Annotated in this window: 27 protein-coding genes and 1 tRNA gene; 7 read left to right on the top strand and 21 right to left on the bottom strand. The window is 35.1% G+C overall.

Annotated elements, in window-relative coordinates:
- Positions 1–43: 43 nt before the first annotated feature.
- The 19 genes from AC3B6Y_RS08095 to AC3B6Y_RS08005 form a co-directional block, all read right to left on the bottom strand.
- Positions 44–835 carry a hypothetical protein gene (locus AC3B6Y_RS08095; RefSeq protein WP_489790941.1) on the bottom strand — a complete coding sequence of 264 codons (792 nt, stop codon included), beginning with the start codon at positions 833–835 and terminating at the stop codon, positions 44–46.
- A 555-nt stretch (positions 836–1,390) separates the two neighbouring features.
- Positions 1,391–2,530, bottom strand: a complete 1,140-nt coding sequence (locus tag AC3B6Y_RS08090) for a helix-turn-helix domain-containing protein (RefSeq protein WP_489790940.1) — start codon at positions 2,528–2,530, stop codon at positions 1,391–1,393.
- A 29-nt stretch (positions 2,531–2,559) separates the two neighbouring features.
- The gene (locus tag AC3B6Y_RS08085) at positions 2,560–3,294 is read right to left on the bottom strand and encodes a DUF5986 family protein (protein WP_489790939.1); all 735 of its coding nucleotides are present in this window, start codon (positions 3,292–3,294) and stop codon (positions 2,560–2,562) included.
- Positions 3,295–3,401: 107 nt separating this feature from the next.
- A complete protein-coding gene (locus AC3B6Y_RS08080) occupies positions 3,402–3,821 on the bottom strand; it encodes an ArpU family phage packaging/lysis transcriptional regulator (protein WP_489791519.1) in 420 nt (139 codons plus the stop codon).
- A gap of 90 nt (positions 3,822–3,911) precedes the next feature.
- Positions 3,912–4,100 (bottom strand): hypothetical protein, encoded by a 189-nt coding sequence (locus AC3B6Y_RS08075; RefSeq protein WP_489790938.1) that lies wholly within the window; start codon positions 4,098–4,100, stop codon positions 3,912–3,914.
- 4 nt (positions 4,101–4,104) lie between these two features.
- Entirely contained in the window at positions 4,105–4,314 is a 210-nt protein-coding gene (locus AC3B6Y_RS08070; protein ID WP_489790937.1) for a hypothetical protein, read from the bottom strand.
- Position 4,315: 1 nt separating this feature from the next.
- Positions 4,316–4,888 carry a DUF1642 domain-containing protein gene (locus AC3B6Y_RS08065; RefSeq protein ID WP_489790936.1) on the bottom strand — a complete coding sequence of 191 codons (573 nt, stop codon included), beginning with the start codon at positions 4,886–4,888 and terminating at the stop codon, positions 4,316–4,318.
- Positions 4,889–4,908: 20 nt separating this feature from the next.
- The gene (locus tag AC3B6Y_RS08060; RefSeq protein WP_489757585.1) at positions 4,909–5,238 is read right to left on the bottom strand and encodes a hypothetical protein; all 330 of its coding nucleotides are present in this window, start codon (positions 5,236–5,238) and stop codon (positions 4,909–4,911) included.
- A 12-nt stretch (positions 5,239–5,250) separates the two neighbouring features.
- Positions 5,251–5,451, bottom strand: coding sequence for a hypothetical protein (locus AC3B6Y_RS08055; RefSeq protein WP_489790935.1), 201 nt, complete (start codon positions 5,449–5,451; stop codon positions 5,251–5,253).
- Between the two features lie 183 nt (positions 5,452–5,634).
- On the bottom strand, positions 5,635–6,129 hold the full coding sequence (locus tag AC3B6Y_RS08050; RefSeq protein ID WP_489757583.1) for a hypothetical protein: 495 nt from the start codon (positions 6,127–6,129) through the stop codon (positions 5,635–5,637).
- On the bottom strand, positions 6,080–6,352 hold the full coding sequence (locus tag AC3B6Y_RS08045) for a hypothetical protein (RefSeq protein ID WP_489789955.1): 273 nt from the start codon (positions 6,350–6,352) through the stop codon (positions 6,080–6,082). The genes AC3B6Y_RS08050 and AC3B6Y_RS08045 overlap by 50 nt, the downstream gene beginning before the upstream one ends.
- The gene (locus AC3B6Y_RS08040) at positions 6,353–6,745 is read right to left on the bottom strand and encodes a RusA family crossover junction endodeoxyribonuclease (protein ID WP_489789956.1); all 393 of its coding nucleotides are present in this window, start codon (positions 6,743–6,745) and stop codon (positions 6,353–6,355) included. It abuts the gene before it with no gap.
- A gap of 238 nt (positions 6,746–6,983) precedes the next feature.
- Entirely contained in the window at positions 6,984–9,272 is a 2,289-nt protein-coding gene (locus AC3B6Y_RS08035; protein ID WP_489790934.1) for an AAA family ATPase, read from the bottom strand.
- A 3-nt stretch (positions 9,273–9,275) separates the two neighbouring features.
- Positions 9,276–10,865 carry a DEAD/DEAH box helicase gene (locus tag AC3B6Y_RS08030; protein ID WP_489790933.1) on the bottom strand — a complete coding sequence of 530 codons (1,590 nt, stop codon included), beginning with the start codon at positions 10,863–10,865 and terminating at the stop codon, positions 9,276–9,278.
- 13 nt (positions 10,866–10,878) lie between these two features.
- Positions 10,879–11,385 (bottom strand): hypothetical protein, encoded by a 507-nt coding sequence (locus AC3B6Y_RS08025; protein WP_489790932.1) that lies wholly within the window; start codon positions 11,383–11,385, stop codon positions 10,879–10,881.
- Between the two features lie 10 nt (positions 11,386–11,395).
- The gene (locus tag AC3B6Y_RS08020) at positions 11,396–12,436 is read right to left on the bottom strand and encodes an ATP-binding protein (protein WP_489790931.1); all 1,041 of its coding nucleotides are present in this window, start codon (positions 12,434–12,436) and stop codon (positions 11,396–11,398) included.
- Entirely contained in the window at positions 12,436–13,716 is a 1,281-nt protein-coding gene (locus tag AC3B6Y_RS08015) for an AAA family ATPase (RefSeq protein WP_489790930.1), read from the bottom strand. The genes AC3B6Y_RS08020 and AC3B6Y_RS08015 overlap by 1 nt, the downstream gene beginning before the upstream one ends.
- Before the next feature lie 206 nt (positions 13,717–13,922).
- Positions 13,923–14,243 (bottom strand): DUF771 domain-containing protein, encoded by a 321-nt coding sequence (locus tag AC3B6Y_RS08010; protein WP_489768986.1) that lies wholly within the window; start codon positions 14,241–14,243, stop codon positions 13,923–13,925.
- Positions 14,244–14,248: 5 nt separating this feature from the next.
- Positions 14,249–14,452 carry an XRE family transcriptional regulator gene (locus tag AC3B6Y_RS08005; RefSeq protein ID WP_489755862.1) on the bottom strand — a complete coding sequence of 68 codons (204 nt, stop codon included), beginning with the start codon at positions 14,450–14,452 and terminating at the stop codon, positions 14,249–14,251.
- A gap of 54 nt (positions 14,453–14,506) precedes the next feature.
- Here AC3B6Y_RS08005 and AC3B6Y_RS08000 point away from each other — a divergent pair, with 54 nt between their 5' ends.
- The 7 genes from AC3B6Y_RS08000 to AC3B6Y_RS07970 all read left to right on the top strand — a co-directional run bounded on the left by AC3B6Y_RS08000 (position 14,507) and on the right by AC3B6Y_RS07970 (position 19,858).
- Complete coding sequence (locus AC3B6Y_RS08000) at positions 14,507–14,824, top strand: hypothetical protein (protein ID WP_489790929.1); 318 nt, start codon at positions 14,507–14,509, stop codon at positions 14,822–14,824.
- 575 nt (positions 14,825–15,399) lie between these two features.
- Complete coding sequence (locus AC3B6Y_RS07995; RefSeq protein ID WP_489790928.1) at positions 15,400–15,798, top strand: helix-turn-helix domain-containing protein; 399 nt, start codon at positions 15,400–15,402, stop codon at positions 15,796–15,798.
- Positions 15,799–15,818: 20 nt separating this feature from the next.
- Entirely contained in the window at positions 15,819–16,253 is a 435-nt protein-coding gene (locus AC3B6Y_RS07990) for an ImmA/IrrE family metallo-endopeptidase (RefSeq protein WP_489790927.1), read from the top strand.
- A gap of 126 nt (positions 16,254–16,379) precedes the next feature.
- The gene (locus tag AC3B6Y_RS07985) at positions 16,380–16,997 is read left to right on the top strand and encodes a DUF3862 domain-containing protein (RefSeq protein ID WP_489790926.1); all 618 of its coding nucleotides are present in this window, start codon (positions 16,380–16,382) and stop codon (positions 16,995–16,997) included.
- A 91-nt stretch (positions 16,998–17,088) separates the two neighbouring features.
- Positions 17,089–17,526, top strand: coding sequence for a hypothetical protein (locus tag AC3B6Y_RS07980; protein WP_489768993.1), 438 nt, complete (start codon positions 17,089–17,091; stop codon positions 17,524–17,526).
- 118 nt (positions 17,527–17,644) lie between these two features.
- Positions 17,645–18,616 (top strand): Abi family protein, encoded by a 972-nt coding sequence (locus AC3B6Y_RS07975; protein WP_489768994.1) that lies wholly within the window; start codon positions 17,645–17,647, stop codon positions 18,614–18,616.
- Between the two features lie 111 nt (positions 18,617–18,727).
- A complete protein-coding gene (locus AC3B6Y_RS07970) occupies positions 18,728–19,858 on the top strand; it encodes a site-specific integrase (protein WP_489768995.1) in 1,131 nt (376 codons plus the stop codon).
- 141 nt (positions 19,859–19,999) lie between these two features.
- Here AC3B6Y_RS07970 and AC3B6Y_RS07965 read toward each other — a convergent pair.
- Both AC3B6Y_RS07965 and AC3B6Y_RS07960 read right to left on the bottom strand, forming a co-directional pair.
- A tRNA-Ser gene (locus AC3B6Y_RS07965) sits at positions 20,000–20,088 on the bottom strand.
- Positions 20,089–20,109: 21 nt separating this feature from the next.
- The gene (locus AC3B6Y_RS07960; RefSeq protein ID WP_489757563.1) at positions 20,110–20,622 is read right to left on the bottom strand and encodes an adenine phosphoribosyltransferase; all 513 of its coding nucleotides are present in this window, start codon (positions 20,620–20,622) and stop codon (positions 20,110–20,112) included.
- Between the last annotated feature and the right edge of the window lie 16 nt (positions 20,623–20,638).

Below are 20,638 nucleotides of genomic sequence, written 5' to 3'. Positions count from 1 at the left end.
GGGTACGAAAAAAGCAGTCGGCTGAGTGCTTTTTTAATTATTTTTATAATCCAAATGCATTTTTAATATTATTTGGAGTAACATTAAGTAACACTTTATCAATTTTGTTATACAATTCTTTTTCATCTATATTTTTTAAAGTTTCACTATAAACTATATGCATATCATTATCTAAAGATAATATAACACTATAAAAAACATAATTATCATTATTTCTAGCAACTTTTGAGTGTGAAATTAATAAGATTATTTTTGAATTATAGTTATAATAATTATTGCCTGTTGATTTTCCTGCTTCATTTTTAAGTAAATAATCTTTATTCACATCTGTTACTTTACCCATTCCATTAATTATTACAGGATTATATTTAATTCTCAGTTTATCATCACTAAATTTTTTAATACAAAACTGTTTTATTTCATTATAATTAGTGTCTTTAAAAAAACAAGATCCTTTTTCATTCCAAAGATAAAAATAAATTACTTTCATATCAATATCAGGTAAATAAACTATTTCTGTATTATTAGTAAAGTTTTGTATATTAAGCTTCAGATAATTTCGCGATTGTACTAACTTTTTATTTTCCTTTTCCTCTTCCTCTTCCTCTAATTGAAAAAGCAACTGACTCGGCTTCCATTTTTCAATATTCGGCCATAATGCAACTATAACTGCAGCAATCGTACCAATTGCACTAAACCAATCGGCACAGCTACCAAATTCAATATTTCCTAAACGAGTTACCATCACACCAATAAACGTTCCGATGATAATGCATAAAACACCAATAACTATGGATACACTATTGTTTTTACACCAATTAACGAATTTTTTCATAATCTGCACCTCAGCACAATCATATCGCCGAGGTAATAAAAAAGCCAGACTATTAGTCCAGCTCCCTAAATTATTTACACTACCATAATACCTCTGAAATCCAGCTTTTCGCCCATAACATTTCCTCCTAATTTCCCCCAGATTACGAAATTTTTTTATGATATAATTTTAACCGGCAACTCGCCCCGAGAGGGGGTGTTACTGTGTTAAAAATAATCTTCACGACGGTTGTTGCACCTTTTTTAGTTAGTGCATTCAGCCAAATGTTTTCCGATTGGTTGCACAGAAAACATAAAAAATAGTGAGTTGCTAATTGCAACTACACAGTAAAAAAGCCATTCCTATCTCTAGTAGGAATGGCTTTTGTGTTACTGCATTTTAACAATCTTCACGTTTTCCAAAGCAAGTATAACATATCTTTAGTATTTATTCAAAAAAGACCAGCCCACTCTAAATAGGTTGGTCTTTTTGCTAAAAGCTAAACAGCTTATCTCATCTCACAACAGTATAATAGCATAAATTAAATCACATTTCTAACAATAAATCACATAAATACTAGTTAGATTCCTTTATATTTATAATATTATCTTTACTTCTTGTAAATAATTCTTCAACAGGAACTCCTATTAACTCTGAAAGAATATTTGAGGGTAAATTAATGTTATAATCTTGGTCTAACACCCTTGAAATAGAATTATCTTGTATAATTCCAGAATCAAGTAACAAATGAAAAGCTTGTGACATAGCTTGTGGCACAGAAACTGGTGTCAAATCATCGTATGGTTCTTTGACGCGCCATTTTTTATAACTAATTTGCTTTTGTAAATTTACAAAATCTTTAGAAGATAATAGATCTAAATCTTTAGCTCTATATACCATACTTGCAATAGATACGTTCCACCTAGTTTTTAAAGCCATATAATTAATAAGGTTTTTTTGATTTCCTATTATATCATCTGAAAATGCAGCAGAAGGTAGCAAGAAATTTGAAGCAAAAATATCAGCTTCTTTTTCCATTTCACGATACTCTACAGCATCCAATTCCTGTGGATCCAAACATTGTGAATGAAGTGCCCAATGTCCTAATTCATGAGCCAAACTAAACTGCTGCCTATAAAATGAACTATTGTCATGATCTATTAAGATACAATAATAGTTTTTATCATTCACGGTAATCATACTACTAAAAGCATCTACTTTTTCAGAATTAGAACTTATACTAGCTAATATGAATCCATGAGTTTCTAATAAGTTTAACATATCATTAATAGGATGTTCTTTTAATTCCCATTTATCTCTTAACTGAACTGCGGCCTCTCTAGGATCATCAGACAAGTCATAATTTTTAAGAACGGGAAAATTTACATATTCTTCGAAACAATTAACTAATACAGCAAGATATTTTTTTAAAAGTTCACTAGGCTTTTTCTCTGATTGAGTAGATGATAATCTACTTCTATAAAATGTTCCTAAATCACTATAAGAAAAATTATCTTTCTGTTGAAAAAACTTTAATGGAAAACCTAAAAATATCACTATTTTTTGATAATTTTTAGCACTAGGTTGTGCATCATTGCGCTCATACTTAGAAATCATTTGCTTTGATACACCTATACTTTCTGCAAGTTGTGAGATAGAAAGTTGTCTAAATCGTCTAGCTTCCCTCAATCGTTCCCCATTAAAAGGTAAGTTCATTTAAATCACGCACTTTCTAAATTAGATATTCATTTATCTTTTCCAGAATCTTTATTTTTAATTTTTTGTACTGCTTCTTTATTTAATGAAACTAATAGCTCGGAAGAATTATCATGTTTCTTATTATTTGGACTAGGATCTGGATCTGGATTATTGCCAATGGATAATGTAACATCCAATAAATCGGTCACATCTTCAAAATCAATCATTTGAAAATTAGGAGCATATAATTCTAATTTGGCAGAAAAAGCATTGTCTTTAACGTAAGATACATCTATGATAATCACTTTTTCTACTAACTTCAAATCTGAATCAAGCATTTTCTGAGCATCTTTTTCTCTTCTACTTTTTTCATCATCATCTAAGGGAATAAGTTCCAATTGCTCATGATAAGGTAATATTCCTTCATTTTTAAATAAAAAACTAACAGAATAATGACTACTAGTTCCCTTATTCAAATAATTTCTTCTCACCCTTTTTAAATTATTGTAGGTAAACAATAGATATAAAGTGCCAGTTGAAATATCCAGTACGGGATTGATTTGGAATAGGGCACACCTTTGAATATGAAGGACTTTAACATTATCATCATTTTGAAATTCTTTTTCCAGAATATCTGATCTTCTAGCCCATACTGCCATTGAGATACCATTTTCACTTGTTTCAGATATACTTTTTTTATAATCTTCTTTAAGATCCTTTAGGGTAAAAGACATTGCTTTAAGAATTGATTTTACACATTTTCTATCGGTAGCGAAATTCATAATAGAACATCTCCTTATTTATATCAATTACATGATCATCATAACACTATAGTTGACTTTTTCAACCATAATTCCGAAAATAATTGACTAATAAAGATAATTGTTTTTTATTTAAAAACTAACAACCTGCCGTTCTGGTAAACTTCACAAAATCCAATTAACGCCCGATCACGCCGATTTTGCATCATCCGTACCGAAATTAGATTGTGGTAAATTCTCTCTGAAATGACTAAATCTTTTAGTTTTTCAGGTACTAAATACGTGTAATACAAACTCAAACATTCTTCACGGTCCAATTTCAAAATAGCCGTGGTCATCTCATCGATGTCCAGCTGAGCTTCACGTTTGCGGTCCAATTTAGTGAGCAACGGTATCATCTGCCCGTCATGGTCACCACTGGTTGCCTTAGGCATACCGTCAATAATTGGCGACTTGAGGGTGTCGATATGATAATCTGCTATTCGTGCCCACATTCTAAATTTACTTAAAACATTCCGCGCGTTTGCTCTACTTTGCTTGTTGTCCAACTCATCGAATAATCCCAAGCCGCCAGCTCCTTTATGATATAATTTAATTACGATGTTAGAAGCTGCGGTTTAACGACCGGAGTTTTTTTATTACTCATTTTGAGGGATTAATTCTGTCTGTGCCGATTCTAAATTGACACTGATCGTATCCTTGGTAAATTCATTCAAACGGTCCAATGAAATATCGGCGGTATTCGCTTTAAACTGAATTGTCACTTCATCATCCTTAGTCTTAAAACTGTCAATTTGTCCTTTAAATTGCAATACTTTACCATTCATTATCTTAATCCTCCTTTGGATCATACATAGCCAAATTCAAGTTAATTGAATAAATTTGACCATTGATCTCTTGAGCAATTTTATTAGCTGCCTCAATACTTTTAAAAACACAAGCCTCATTAAATGATTTGGCAAACATGATATTTCCTTCTTTAGCAAATACTGGGTCTTTTTGCCCTTGATAAAAATAATTACCAGTTTTTACGACGTACATATTAGTTATCTCCTTCCTCCTTAACTAGTTCAGCAAACGGTTTAAATTGCGGAAAATGTTCCTCTATTTCAGCCATAGTGAATTGATTTTGATACGTATCATCTATTTGTTCATTGGTTCCGAGTTCCCATTCAGCAGCATTACTAAGAGTATCTGGATCAGTCTGCAAATAAGCACATCCCGACTCTTGTTTGAAGTGAATATAGTATTTCGACTTTTTTACTTTCCAACCAATTTGATAAGCATTTAATAATGCTAATGGTCCATTATCTTTGCACCATAAAATGGTGTCTAATTCATCTTCACCATTAGCCACATAAGACGTGGACATTGTTTTTTTAATCAACTCTTCTAACGTCACATTTCCGTTCTCAACTTCATTTAGCGTATTAGCTACATACTGTGGTACATTAACTTCGGGAATATCAAACGATAGCTTTGGATTATAGCCATTCTTAACAGCATAATTAATTTGCCCGTTAATACTATTTATTAAACTAGTTTTGTGTGAAGAATCATTCTTCATATCATTCAATTGTTCTTGAACGTCACTTAAATTAATCTCAATTTTCATTTATATTCCTCCAAAAATAATTATTCTAAATCATCAACAACAACTGTTCCTGAACCAATATAGATATTGTGTTTCTTATTATGTGAATCTACATACTGTAAATCGTGATCATGATATTCAATATCGAATTTACCTTTTTGAGTGAATAAAACTTTGCCGTCAACATTGTAAACCGTAATTTTACGCTTCAGTCCATTATGTGTTTCAGACTTAAAATTTTTCGCCATTCTCACGCCTGAACCTGTATCATGAAAATACCAATTGGTACAGCCAGCTATTCCTAAAATAATAATTACTATACCTACGAGACAACCCATTTTAATTGAATGCTTACTAATTGATTTCTTCACTTCAATACTCTCCTATAACTTAATCTTCAATTTCAAATCAGAACTCGGTCTCTGTAAAATATCTTGATAAAATGACTGAAATATTTTTAAAAATATTTCGTACATAATTGCATCATCACCACTAGATTTATTAATGGTAATCTTCGTGCTATCAATCAAAAATTTTAATGAAGCTAGTAAGTGATTTTTATTTAGCCTAACTGTTCGTTTCATGTTTTCCTCATTGCTTTTTTTCTTTAAAAACCAAATCAACAAAATCAGAAATTTTTAGCATTACATTAATATCTGTTTCCGTTATAGGTCGATTCATGTGCCACAAAGCGTCTGTTCTGAGTCCGCATTTTTTTAAATATTTGTTCAGCTTCAGCTATCGTATAAACTTTCATCTATTGCCTCTCAATGAACTAAGAAATCCAACCGCTCATACAACGGCACATTAACTGACGACACCCGACAGCTTTCAATCTGATAGCCATTTACACGTTCGTGTTCTCGTTTAGCATTAACCAACTGCGTTTTAGAACAATCCAAAAACTTAGTAATATTTTTCAAATTGTCCGTGTAATAAACTCGGTGGTCATTACATATCTTTTCTGAATAAATAATTGGCAACTGCACATGATTATTATTAAATGCTTGATTAAGTCGGCAATAATCAATCTGCAACATTTGCGCAGTTTCAACCATACCGGCGTTATGATTAGCCATATAAATTAAAGCTTTGTTGACTAACTTTTTATCTTCTACGGCTCTTTGTGGATCAATCTTCACGACTTTCATGGTCCGACGAATTTGCTTCAATTCTAAATTGTCATCCGGTACGTGCATCAAGTCGCCATATTCATCTTCCAGCTTTTGAATCTGCGGCATTACCTTTAACATTGGGTTCATGTTCTGCCCCCTTAGCTTGTAAACTCTCATCTTGGTATTCAAAAATAGCCACTAAAAACTTCACTACTAACGGATGATGATTGTACTTCAACTCAATTTGACTCAAGCGGTCACTTAGCCATTCCCAATATTCCACTGAACCAAAATCTAACTGTTGTAATTTTTTGTTTGATTGCCACATCACTCGTAGCAAATCAGTGAAGACATTCTTCCAAAAATCCAATCACACCGCCTCAATTCGAATATAAATACCGGGTACTTCCGCCCAAAATTTTTCAGTTATCAGGCTAACCACAAAACGATCATCTTGCCAAAATCCTAACTTCGTCATGCAATCTTGCAACAGCTTAACCGAATTATCCAAATCAGGCTTGGTATCTTTGAACTCACCATCAACGTGTTTACCCCTAATTGGAAAACACCACTTAATCATCAACTGCACACTGCCGTAAAACTTTTCTTTAGGTACATGTTGAGCTAAGGTATCCAAATATTTTTGCCGCGCAACTTTTAATTCTGCTGGTTCATAAAATATCGGCTTACCTTTAACCACATGTACTTGTTTTTCTTGATGCGTCACAGTTGGAATTTTCATTGGCATAAAAAACTCATACATTTTAATCTTCCTTTAATTTTTTATTTTTAAAAATCTGTCACAGCACCACTTGCTCCTCGTCTTGTTACCCTTCATAGCTATCTCTCCTGAGAGGAGAGCTATGAAGTAACTGACGGACAAGCAATTTGCAGGGTTGTAAGAGCTAGGTAAAAACTATTAATTCCTAGATTAGCAATTACGAATGCTATCTTTTTTAGATATGACTAGATGTTAATAGCCATGAATAGAAAACATTAAATTAATTTTTAATTAATCTTCCGTCCTCAGCGTGAAAATTTTTATGTTTTCTAACCCTGTTGTAAACAGCTTGTCTTTTTATTCCCAAATAAGCAGCTATATCACTAATGTTTGCAATTTTTCCATCTTCACTAATAATATTGAATGCTTCTTCTAACTCCTGCTGAGCTTTTTGACTACGTTCTTGATTGGACCTTTGAGTTCCTTCTAACCATTTATCATTAGCGCTACCTTTAGTAGCCTTGCGCTTATGATTTTCTTTTGGATCTTCTTCCAATTGAATATCAGCTAGTGAATCGTCTAAAACGTGTACTGGATATCTGAACCAAGCATTAATTGGTGCAAATCTCGGAAATTCGCGCAACGTACCTTCTAATCGCCAAGCCGTTTCTTGACGAACAACTGATATTGCTTGGTCTTTGACCGCTTCGACTGTCTTTAAAATCACTTGAGAGTTTGGCAAGCTAGCAACTGCACTCATTAAATGATGACTCATCTGTGATTTGCTTGACTGATCATCCAAACTGACAGCATCGTAACTAGGTGCGTACTTTTTTATGGCTTGTTGATAAACACGACAAATCTCTTCATTTTCCAATTGCGCATAGCGGTCTTCACTAACTGGTAATTCAATTAAATCTAAAATGGCATCTGGGTCACGGGCAAACACTCCTGAACCACTAGAACGGTCCATTGAATTTTTACCACCTTGATTACCTTTTGAATGATGGTGACAATAAATCACAGCACAATTCAATTCCGTGGCAATCTTGTCAAATTGATTAGTAAAGTTGGCCATCTCATGCGCTGAGTTTTCGTCACCAGTCAAAACTTTATAAATCGGATCAATGATCACGGCAATATAATTTTCTTTCATGGCACGGCGAATCAACTTCGGGGCCAATTTATCCATTGGACTCGTCTTACCCCGCAAATTCCATACATCAATATTGCTGACATCAGGGTGTCCTTTACCAATCGTGTTATAGATTTCAACAAAACGTTTTTTAGCAGAACGTTCGTCTAACTCAAGATTGACATATAGCACGCGACCTTGGGTGCATTTGAATCCTAGCCAGTCCCACCCCTCGGCAATGGCAATCGCTAATTCCATTAAGGCAAAGGACTTACCAGCTTTCGACGGTCCCGCAATTAACATCTTGTGTCCTTGCCGCAACATCCCGTGGATTAATTCTGGCGCTAACACAATTTCTTGATCAAACAAGGTATCTAAGCTTTCAATATCAGGCAGATTATCGTTTAAATCTTCAATATATTCTTCCCATTCTTCCCAGCTAGCTTTACCAATGTTCTTATCAATTAAAAATTGTTTTTGATCACCGCGCTGAAAGCCAGGCAAACGTGTTAAACGTGATGGATTTTTATTCTGCTTATCAACTTGCAGACCATTTTTCTCAACAATTTTAAAAAGATAATCGACTCGTTCTTGATACTGCGGGTAATTAATCGCATCAACTTTCACAATGGCATGTAAGCTACGATGACCAGAATAGGAAAGAGCCGCAATTGGTAATTCAAGTTTATGCAAGATTTCATTTTGTTTTTCAATTTCCGTGGTATCAGATTCAATTAAGGCATACCGGTAATCAACTACATTCGTATTTTTAACACCTTGTCCGTCTAACGGATTAAGTCGTACCCAAGCACCAGCTTCAGGATTGGGGTCGCCCATTACCGCTCCAATATCACCATGGCTGCGTTGTAATTCTTCAATTAATTCGCCGGCTGTCCGCGTATAGATACCTTTTGACGGTAACCACTTTTCGACTGCTCCACTCTCATTACTCGTTTTCGGGTAGGCATTATTGACATACCCAACAATATCTCCCGGTCGAAACAAAGCATTAAGATAATCAATAATCTGTTGGGCGGGGTTCCAATTCTTAGGTTCCACAACTTGTTCGCCCATAATCCAATCGGTATTAAATAGCTTATATCCTTTATCAATTCTGGACTCGGTCGCCATAAAGCTATCGTCCCAGCCAAAAGCTGTGTCATCGCCACTACCTGGTTGCCACCCATTATCTTTTGCCATTTGCGTAATCGTCGCCCCAGTGATTGGTGAATCAGCACCATCAAAGCTATCCCACTTACTTTCACACTCGCCTTCATGGTAACGACTACTGTCACTTTGAGACCAATTAGCCCAATCTTGAGCAGTGTAGCCTTCGTGCTTTAACCCCATTCCAACATCGACCCATTCTTGATAGCTCAAAGAAGCGGGGTTGATATATTCTAACAGGGGTAATAAATCAAATTTCTCTTCCATAAACTATCCTTTCTGTGGTTGATATTCTGCTGGCTTAATATTTTTGGGAATACGCCAACCACTGGCAGCAATTCGATTAATCATCTTTTTAGCCGCTTCAAAGTCCCAAGTGCCAACGTGTTTGAAATTGCGTTTTTCTAAAAATCTAATCTGCTTTGGAGTGGCTAGCCCTGCATCACGACGCTTGCTCAAATGATTGAGTAAGACTTCGGCTTTACCAGCATTCTCAATTTCATCAGGAAAAATACCCATTTTTTCTAAAGCACTTTTTTGCTTCTTCGTTGCTGGTCCCATTTGGTAACCAAATTGCGGTACATAATTAGCTAAATCTGCTGATTGAATGGACATTTCAAATTGCAATGGATCGACTAACTTGCGTTTACGTTTGCGCATTACCGCTAATTGATCCGCCAAAGAATCCTCACGTTCCTCAACCACCTCATCGCTAGCTTTTTGCTCCGCTTCTTGTAAATCGACTGCTTCGCCATTAGCTTCTTCAATATTCTCAGTCATCTTTTGAGCAACTTTAGCATCGGTGGCAATAACACTTGCCGGATGACATAGCTCATGGCGCTCGGTATGCCACAAAAAATCAAGCAATAATAAATCTTTCTTATTAGGTGCAATTCTGGTACCACGGCCCACCATCTGGCTATAAAGGGCGCGTACTTTAGTTGGTCTTAGGACAACAACACAATCAACGTCTGGACAGTCCCAACCTTCAGTTAGTAACATGGAATTACATAATACTTGGTATTTACCATTGGCAAAGTCCTGTAATATTTGCTTCCGATTGACTGATTCACCATTTACTTCAGCAGCGGTTAAGCCATGCTGTTGGAGCATATGACAAAACTTTTGAGAAGTTTTAACTAGCGGTAAGAACACAACGGTCTTGCGTTCAGCGCAATACTTTGTCATTTCGACAGCAATTTGTTCCAAATACGGATCCAAAGCCGTGCCTAAATCTTTCGTGGAAAAATCTCCTGATTGTTGATTGACACCAGAAATATCTAGTTTTAATGGGATGGTAATAGCTTTAATCGGTGACAAATAACCATCTTTGATAGCTGCCGGCAAACTATACTCATAGGCTAAACTGTCAAAGTATTCACCAAGATTGCGCATATCACCCCGATCCGCTGTCGCAGTAACGCCCAAAACTTGAGCACTTTTGAAATAATCCATCACTCGTTGATAGCCATTAGATAAAATGTGATGTGCTTCATCGACAATAATTGTGTCGAATTTATCAGGTTGAAATTGCTTTAAGCGCTTGTCTCGTTGCAAAGTTTGCACAGAACCAACTGTAATGCGATAGAAGGAATTAATGCTTGTTTGTTCGCCTTTTTCTACTGCTGCTCTTAACCCAGTTGCTTGATATAATTTATCGGCTGCTTGTTCCAATAATTCGCCCCGATGAGCCATAATTAATACTTGCTGCCCTTGGCGCACTAGCTCTTCAGCTAGTTTAGTAAACACAATGGTCTTGCCGGTTCCGGTCGGAAGTACCAGTAAGGTTCTTTGATGACCCTTTTGCCATTCAGCTTGCACTTTCTCAATTGACATTTGTTGATACGGTCGTAATTCCATAATTTACACCCCATTAAAATGCTCCGGTTCCTGGTTGATAACCGTTTTGAACTGGTGGTGTCTGTGGTTGTGCATTAACAACTGCGGCATTGGCATCCGGTTTCAAAAAAGTTTTAACTCGGTTGTTCGTTCGGTCTTGCCCATCTTTTTGATAATGATTAATCTCTACTTCAGCTTGTCCTTTACTACCCACGACCTGATTCCAATTAGGTTTAAACTGTTGCCCATCAACAACTGGTTGCCCGATTGCCTTAAAGAATTGAGTTAACTTCCAAGAGAATTTCTTCAATAAATAAAGACGTTCTCTAATTAACGTTGACTGACCATCTTGCGACGTAATCTTAACGGTAACTTCAGCAAATGGTGCGCCGTTGGGAATTTTATCGGAATTACCCTCGTAATTTTTCCGTTCCATATCGGTAACTTCAAATGGATATTTTCCTTCTGGTAAAGTTACAAATTGAGTTTCTTCAGCTTCAAACGCACCGTCCCAGCTGATAAATTCATTTTCGTTGTTCATATTATTTTTCCTACTTTCTCACTTTTGTATTTAATAGACCCATAGCCGCATCCCACTTAGAAGCTAAATGTTGCCATAAATCAGTTGGTACATTTTCTAACGGCGTATCAGCCGGCATAAAACCACCGACATAAATAATTTGGCGCATCTCATCCACCGAAACATGATTTAATTGCATTAAATCGACAACAGACTTTGGAATAACAGCCGGGATTGTTTCTGTCGCTGTTTGTTCTTCTCGTGGATCAGCTTGCGGTGCTTCTTGTTCCATTGCTGGTTCAGGAGGTAAAGGTGGCTGTTCAGGCACGGTCGATTGTACAATTGGTGCTGGTTTGGGTGTCACTTTATTAAACGCATCAGCGATTTGGTTATAATCAAAGTCCAATTCATCAGCCAGACCTAACCGATTCTTAGCGTCCCATGTTGGACGGTGGGTTGTGTACATTACCCGTTGCCCGCCTTGGGCTTTTTTAGAATTGGTTTTACTGTCGGTGACCACAATGGTTTTGTAATTCGCAAACAAAACCATATCCGCCCATTCTTTGACCATGGGAGCGGTTTTCTTTTCTAACTTCAACTCATAGCGGTCATAAGCCCCCATCTCATCGGGTTCTTCTTTCTTCCGTAACCACGCATGAGCGGTAACCACAACGTTTATTCCACAATCAATGACTTCACTTAATTTGTTGAGTAAATTACCCATTTCGGTCGCTAATGCAACATAACGTTTCCCGTAATCAGTTGAATCAATCATTTTCCAACCATTTTGTGAACAAAGGTGTTTCTTACACAAATCTTCAGCCCAATCAATTGTGTCTAAAACTAGAGTTTGACAAGGTCGATTTAAGATTGTTTCTTCAACTTCTTGCATTAACATTTCCCAACTCGTGGGCCTGGGATACCGGTTAACATCTAAATAATTAGATGAATCCTCAGTATCAATAAAGACCGGTTTAGGAAAATGACTAGCAAAAGTTGTCTTACCAATTCCCTCAACCCCATACAACACAACTTTTTGTGCCTTAGGGACAATCCCACTTGTGATTTCCATTAAAATGCTCCCTTTCCTTGCCAATTAGTAGTGGCAGTTTTTGTTTCACCATAGCCATCTTCGATAATGATTGAGCATTCATCACCCGTCGAAACACGGGTGGCGATAGCTTGTAAGCCTTCATCTTTGAGCCAGTCACCAAACTCTTTTAGAGTGTCCAAATCCATTTGTTCTAACTTATCTAGTAATACGAAGCCACATTCTGGTTTGAGCTTGCGAACAATGGCGGTAGAAACTTTAAGCTGATCAGAACTCGACATGTTATCCCACTTTTGGCCTTGATAAACCAGCTCACCATCTTCAACTGATAATCCTGGTAATGGTAGTTGTGCTTTCTTTAATAAGTCGGCTTTTTGTTGTCGAACATTATCCAATTGAGCACTTAATTGCACATATTGGTTGGTATAATCCTTAGCATCCTCTTCTGCTTTGTCTTTATCCAAATTAGCTCGCACTTTACGATTGATTTCATCCACATCAGCAATGTTCTGTTCCAACTCTGTGGTAGATTGATCTTGCAGTTGTTCAGTCGTTTGTTTTGCAACCTGAACATCATTGAGCGTTTGTTCATGTTGCTGCTGAAGTCGAGCTAATTGTTCGCGTAACTGATTAATTTGGTCATCTTCACGTTTATATTGATCAGTCAATTGCTGAAGCTGTTGGCGTTTGCGTTCATTCTCACCATTTTGTGCCAGTATCGTTTGTTGCTGTTGAATTAAATCCGAGACAGCTACTAAATCTTTGGGTACACCAGGATAATATTGTTGCTCTTCAGCATACTTTTTCTTTTGATCGGCAATCTGTCCAAGCTCATGACGATGGTTATAAATTTGGGTTTCTTGTTGCTCTAAATTAACTAATTGATCTTGGACGCCGATAATTTGTAACAAGATATTAGCCTTTTCTTTATTACTGGCATTCATAAACTTCGGAAGATTAATGGCTAATTCTTCAACAAAGCTATTGAGCAATTGTTGCCCCGCTTTTTCACCATTGGGGTCAATCACTTTCAAATTTGATTTTGGGCCACTACGTTCAACAATTAAGCCATTGTTCAATACCACATGCAATTTGGGTGGTGTTACTGAACCTTCACGCTGTGCTTGCGACGGTTTGTATTTGTTACCACCTAATGCCCAAGCAATCGCATCTAACACGCTAGTCTTACCTTGGTTATTTTTGCCACCAACAATAGTTAAACCGTTATCTGATGGTACAATTTCGACAGCTTTAACCCGTTTAACATTTTCAATTTCTAACTTGTCAATTTTGACTGGCATGTTCATCTTCCTTTCGTGTTATACTTAAATCTGTAATGAATATTGCATTTGACGCCAACCAGAGTGCCTGCTCTGTGGCGTCTTTTTTGTTTACAGTCCCCATAAATTTTTCCAACCTCCTTTAGCATCAACTAGATCTTTGAGTCCGTAGCCAAACAAAACACCAATAACTACACTAATGACATCAATTGGTACAACCATGCTTTTCACCTCCTCTCATTACATATCTCGCCAAAGTAATCTTGCATAAATTGGCTAAAACCATGTGGTTCAAATTGCCAACCATTCTTACCTGAAGCTTTAGGATATTTGACACACTTACTTAGTTGCCGTTTAAATCGAGAAACGTATAAAACATGCTCACGAAACCACTGTAAGTCGTGTCCATAGCGTTCTTTTAAATCTTTAGAGTTCCACCAGCAGTCATAGTCTGAACGTTCCTGTAACTGTTCAAGCTCTGATTTTTTAACTAGTACATATTCTGATGGAATGGTAATTTCTACCGTGCTCGTTATTTTTTGAACCATGATTATCACTCCTTCTTAGGTCGAATTTTAAAAGTTTCAATAATTCTTAGGATTAACTCATTAGCAGCTGTGGTTGCCCGTTCACCACTTAAAACTTGGCCCATGTAGACTTTGCCGACACCAAATGTTGCAGCCAAACTAGAGATGGTAATGTGGTTCTCTTTTAAATACTGCTTAATTAACTCTCTTCCAGCTAATGTTGCTGGCATGTGAATCACCTCCTTTAATTGCTATAATCATCACCAGAAAGGTGGTGATTAAAAATGACTACAAATAATGAAGAACTATCTGATTTTGCTAAAAAAGTATCAAAGATTAAAAGTAATCCAAATTTATCTGTTGGAGATCATGAAATTGTTGTTGAAAAGTTATATCCTAAAAAATTTATGATTCAGTACACAAACTTCAACACGATAAATAATTTTTTTGATAAGCTTAATATCCACAAAAATTCAGAGCTTGAAGCATTTCCAGAAAAAGAATTAGATAAATTTGTATCTGCAAATACAAAATTTAATTCTTGGAAAGATATGCAAGAAACAGCTACCACTGAGTATCTTGAAAATGAGCTAGATTTTTAGCTTTCAGCTTAAACTTATCAATTTTTTCTAAAGTGTCATTCAATTCATTAGTTAATTGAGTGGCACTTTTTATTAGTTCATGTAATTCTTTTTCATTAACTATTTGAACTTTTGTTGAAATATTAGCCAATTTTTCACCTACTTTCAGTTTTTCTATTGCTAAATCTTTAAGGGTACAAAAATATAAAGTATTGCTGCCCCTTTACAGTGACCGTTTTTCTATTGCCAAATCCTTAAAGATACACCCCCCACTTTGAAGGGGGGTATGTAAATATTCAGTTTTCAAAGGACGACACACAGTCCGTTTTGGACTTATGTAGTAAGCTAATTAGATAGCCGATAGTTTAAAAAACATTGACATTTTTACGCAAATGTTTTAACATCAAGACATAGTTAAATAAAGCCTATTAAGCTACTAAACCGTCGGGAAACGTTCAAAATAGCTGCCTTTTTAATATGGCTTGCTAGCTATCAAATTTGCTTACAAACAGTATATTAAAACATATTGATAAAATAGTCAACAAAAATTATGCAAAAGTTTTAAAAATACTGTTTTCAAAAAGAGGAAACTTTAAATGACAGTGTTTGACAGAATTAAAATTCTAGCAGACGATAGAAAAAAATCTATCAACGATGTAGAAGAAGATATGGGATATTCGAAGAATACTCTGTATCGTTTAAAAAGAACTAATCCGAGTTCTAAAAAGTTGGAAGAGATTGCCGACTACTTCAATGTCTCAACTGATTATCTTTTAGGAAGAACTGATGACAAATACGCCCTGTCTAATGCTGAAAAAATTGATGTGGGTAAACGCGTTGATGATTTAATTAATGGTGTTTCAACTACTGGTAAAGTTAATTTTTATGGCGAGCCAATGACTGATGAAGATAAAATAGCCGTTAAATCAGCGTTGGAAGTAGCCGTAGAATTAGCAAAAAAACGTTCTAAACTTAGAAAAGATGGAAAAATTTAATTACGGAGTTGAAACATTGGATGGACAAAGTTGAAAAGCTATTTAAAACATATAAAACTAACAATCCTTTTACCTTAATTGATCAACTAGGATGTGGATATTGTGAAGCAAATATTGGTTCGAATACTTTAGGAATGTTTATTAACGAATATGAAGAGGATGTTATAGAATTAAATAATAGAATTGATGATCGCCAAAAATTGTTTGTCGCCTCTCATGAGCTAGGCCACCTTGTTGCAGGCACGGAAGAATCAACTCCCTTTTTGCGAACCCACTTATATGGATTAGGAATTTCAGATATTGAAGCTGAGGCAAACCGATTTGCTTTTCAGTTACTTATGTACGACATGGAACCAAATGAATGTATTACTACTTACGGTATTTTAGATTATTTCCATTTGCCATATGGAATGGAACGTTTTATTAATCCTAAGAATATTCATTTTATTTCATAGCTTTTTGTAAACGTTATATGAATAATATCCAATAGTTTAATTCAATTGCAATTTATAGGATACATTTTTAATTAAATAGTCCAAACACTGACGACTTTAAAAGCTGATACTTAGGGGGAATATGTAATGAAAAGTACAACTAAATTATCTATTGTGGGGTTATTAGCAGTGGGACTTTTAGCAGGATGTGGAAGTAACTCTAGTTCTAATAAATCTAATAGTACAGGTAATAAAACTGAAAAGCAGGCAAAAGCCGATCCTAAAAAGAATGGTCCAACACTGAATGATTTTAATGCTATTCAATTAGGTACAGATAATGGTACTTCAGATACTGACATTGTTAATAAATACGGTCAACCTAATACAACTTCAAGTCAAGCCGTGGGACCCATTCAAGCTGATGACAAAATTTGGAATAAAGTTAATGGTGGTGGATTAGGTTCTACTTTTACAGTCGGATTTTCTAATGGTAAAGCTGTCTTAAAAGCTATTACTGGATTAAAAGTTAAACGTGATAAAAAAATCACTCTTGAAGATTTTAATAATATCCAAAACGGACAATCGGTTGATGATATAACTAAGAAGTTCGGTCAACCTAATGGCTATTCAGAAACTAACGCCGCTGGCCAAGAAGCCAAAGATTTAACTTATACTTCTGATATTCAAGGAAATATCGGCGCTAATATGGTAATTACGATAGTTAATAATGCTGTTACAGGTAAGACTCAAACACAGATGAAATAATATTAACTCTTCCCCACTCTGGGGAATTACATAGGTCCAACAAAGCTGATGACGGTAAAAGCTGAAAAATAAATAATAGAAAGACAATTTTATGCAAAAAAAAGAATTCAAAATAGCCAGAATTTTAAGCGAGCAACAAGTAGTGATTAATGGCGGTAAAAACGATGATATTCATATAGGTCAAAAGTTTGAGATATTAGATACAAAAGCCAATATTGTAAAAGATCCTGTTACTCATGAAATTTTGGGTTCTTTAGGTACAGCAGTTAAAGCTACAGTTGTTGCAGTTAAAGTACAGAACAAATTAACTATATGTAAAAGTGATATGACGTCCATGACACAATTGGAAATTGATAGACATGTTCAAGACACTTTTGATAGAGCAATTAGAAATATGAGTGCATTTACCATTGCCACTTCAAAAACAAATGCCAATTTGAACGTTAAAAAAGATCAAATTGATCCAATAAAAAAATCCGAACATTCTAGTAATCCTATTGAAATTGGTGATTTGGTCATGAAAGTTTAAGCTTTACAATTTAATAAATACTTGATATCATGGAATCAATTAAAAGCGTCCGCGTTTACAAAACGGGCATATACCTCATTGATTCTAATAATCAATGAGGTTTTTTGTAGGAGTTAATATGCCGGAATTTAAAACATACAGTTCATTATATAAGGATTTAAAAAGAGACCATCCAGAATTAAATCTACATGATTTTGATGAATTTAAATATAGTATCGAACATTACTCATACTATGACTTGATAAAAAATTTAGGCAGTAAAATAACTGTAGGGATAGAATTTGACGAATTAACAAAATTATTTATTATCCAAAGAAATTTCAAAGATATTCTTTTGAAATATATTTTAAGATTTGAAGTAAACTTCGAAGAAACTCTGGGACATGAATTGGGAATGCATTATGGAAATGATTCACTAGACATTTTTACAATGCAAAATCTGAAATCAAACAACAAATCTTATAAGCAAAAAGAAATAAAATTTTATACGAATAAGATCAATACCCCTAAAAAGGGTAGCCTGATTGAGCATTATTTACAAAATAAGGGTATAGTTCCACCATGGATACTTACTAAAGATTTAACATTAAACCAACTTAACACATTGTTCAGAATAACTTATGTACAAAAAAATGTTGTTTCTAAAATCATATATAACATAGATGATGGTAGCTACCTTAACGATTATTTTATAGATTTTTTCAACTTTTCCATTGAAATTATCTGCCAGTATAGAAACATATTTGCGCATGGTAATGTTATAGTGAATCCTTCAAGAATAAACAATTATGTTATAAATAGAGAAACATTTAGATTATTTTCAAACAATAGAGCAGTAAAAAAGTTATATGATCCCAAAGGGAATTTTCCCATGTTTTTGATCTCTATTTATATAATTTTGCCTTTAACAGAAAGATTAAATTTACACACTGAATTGCAAGGCATTGTAGATAAAGCGCTAAAGGATCACCCAATTAATGGTCAATACCTATTAGATAGTATACAAATAAATAATGAAACGCTTGACACCATAATAGACATAGAAGGTATGGATCGATTAAACAGCCCGTATCACCTACCTTTATATTAAAAATAGCCATATCCCTCACCTTCCAAGTCCAGGATATGACTAACGTGAAAAACATACATATGGTATGCGCTTTTCGTGTACCATTTTAACAAATAACTGGAGGTAAATTCAATGGCAACATTCACTAAAAAAGGCAAAAAATGGATGGCTCGTATTAGCTACAAAGATTCAAATGGTAATTACCAACGTAAAAATAAGGGCGGCTTCGATACAAAGAAAGAAGCTCAATTATATGCTAATGAATTTGAGTTAAGAGCAGCCGATGGCCCAATTTCAACTTCTGGTAAATTAACTTTGCCTGAATACTTTTGGAACTGGTACAAGACGTACAAAAAGCCTAACGTCACTGATCGTACTCAAAAAACATATACTCATTCCTACCATGTTTTACAAAAATATTTTAATGAGTATCCAATTGAAGAAATTACCCGCCAGCAGTACCAAGAATTCCTGTCTGATTTCGGTTCTAATCATTCCAAGTCAACTATCAGTAAAATTAATTCTCTTGTTCATGCGTGCGTAAAATCAGCCTTATACGACGGTGCTGTTAAGAAAGATTTTATTCAAAATGTTACTGTTGTTTACGATAAAAACCGAACACGAAAAATTGAATACTTAAATATGAATGATTTAAAACAATTAGTTGACTATTTAACCAATTCTCTTAACCCACACTTTACATCTAAGTACATGATTTTATTGGCAATCTATACCGGTATGCGTCTGGGAGAAATTCAAGGGTTGAAATGGTCAGATATTAACTTTCAGTTCAAAACTATTACAGTTAAACGGTCATGGCATGAAGGGTTAAAGCAATTCAAGGAAACCAAAAACGAGTCATCTAAACGAGTTATTAGAGTGAACAATACAATCTTGGATATTTTAAAGCAATTAGATCACAGTGATAAAACTAAACAAGTTTTTATTGATCAGTACCAAACGGTGCCAACTTCTGCTGCCGCTAACAAAACATTACATCAATCATTACAAGAAGCTGGTATTAATCGCCAAGGTTTTCATTTTCATTCATTAAGGCATACGCACGTTGCTTTTCTACTATATAAGAAAATTAATTTATACATTATCTCTAAGCGCTTAGGCCATAAAGACATGACCACAACTATCAGAGTGTACTCATATTTGATTGACGAGTACAAAACTCAAGCTGATCAAGAAATCGAAAATGTCCTCAATAGCCTAGAATCAAGCGGAAATAATCAAGAAGTTTTGGTGCCAAATTAGTGCCAAAACTTTTTAAATTTAAAATATTTTAAACACTTTGTTGTTTTTGAATAACATCTTACAAACGTTGATTTAACAACATCCACATCACTTTTGAGCAAAATAAAAAAGGCTTAAAAGCCTTTAAAAAACGTGTCTAAAAGGAGAGTACAGGATTTGAACCTGCGCGCCGATATCGAATCGGTTCGCCGGATTTCGAGTCCGGTGCATTACCACTCTGCCAACTCTCCATAAAAAGCAGTTAACCTGCTTTAATATTGCATTAAAGTAAACATATCATAGTTCTTAATTTTATCACGACCATGAAGCTCTGTCAATTCGATCAAGAATGCAGTTCCAACCACAATTCCCCCTAATTCTTCAACCAATTTAATGGTTGCAGCTAAGGTACCACCAGTGGCCATCAAATCATCAACCACTAAAACTCGTTGTCCTGGTTGTACGGCATCTTTTTGCATATACAACGATGCCTGACCGTATTCCAAATCATAAGAAACAGAAACTGTCTCACGAGGAAGTTTTCCCTTTTTACGTGCTGGCGCAAAACCTACCCCTAATTTATAAGCTACTGGGCAACCCACAATGAATCCCCGCGCTTCCGGACCAACAATCATTTCTGTTTGCTGCTTTTTAGCATATGCGGCAATTTCATCAGTTGCCTGCGCATAAACGGCACCATTATGCATTAATGGCGAAATATCACGGAATAAGATTCCTGGTTCAGGAAAATTAGGAACATCTGCTACATACTTCTTAAAATCCATATAACTCTCCTTCGAT

The sequence above is a fragment of the Bombilactobacillus sp. ESL1092 genome, from assembly GCF_058107465.1.
The sequence above is the reverse complement of the archived record's forward strand: the minus strand, read 5'-3'. Positions and strand labels throughout refer to the sequence as shown.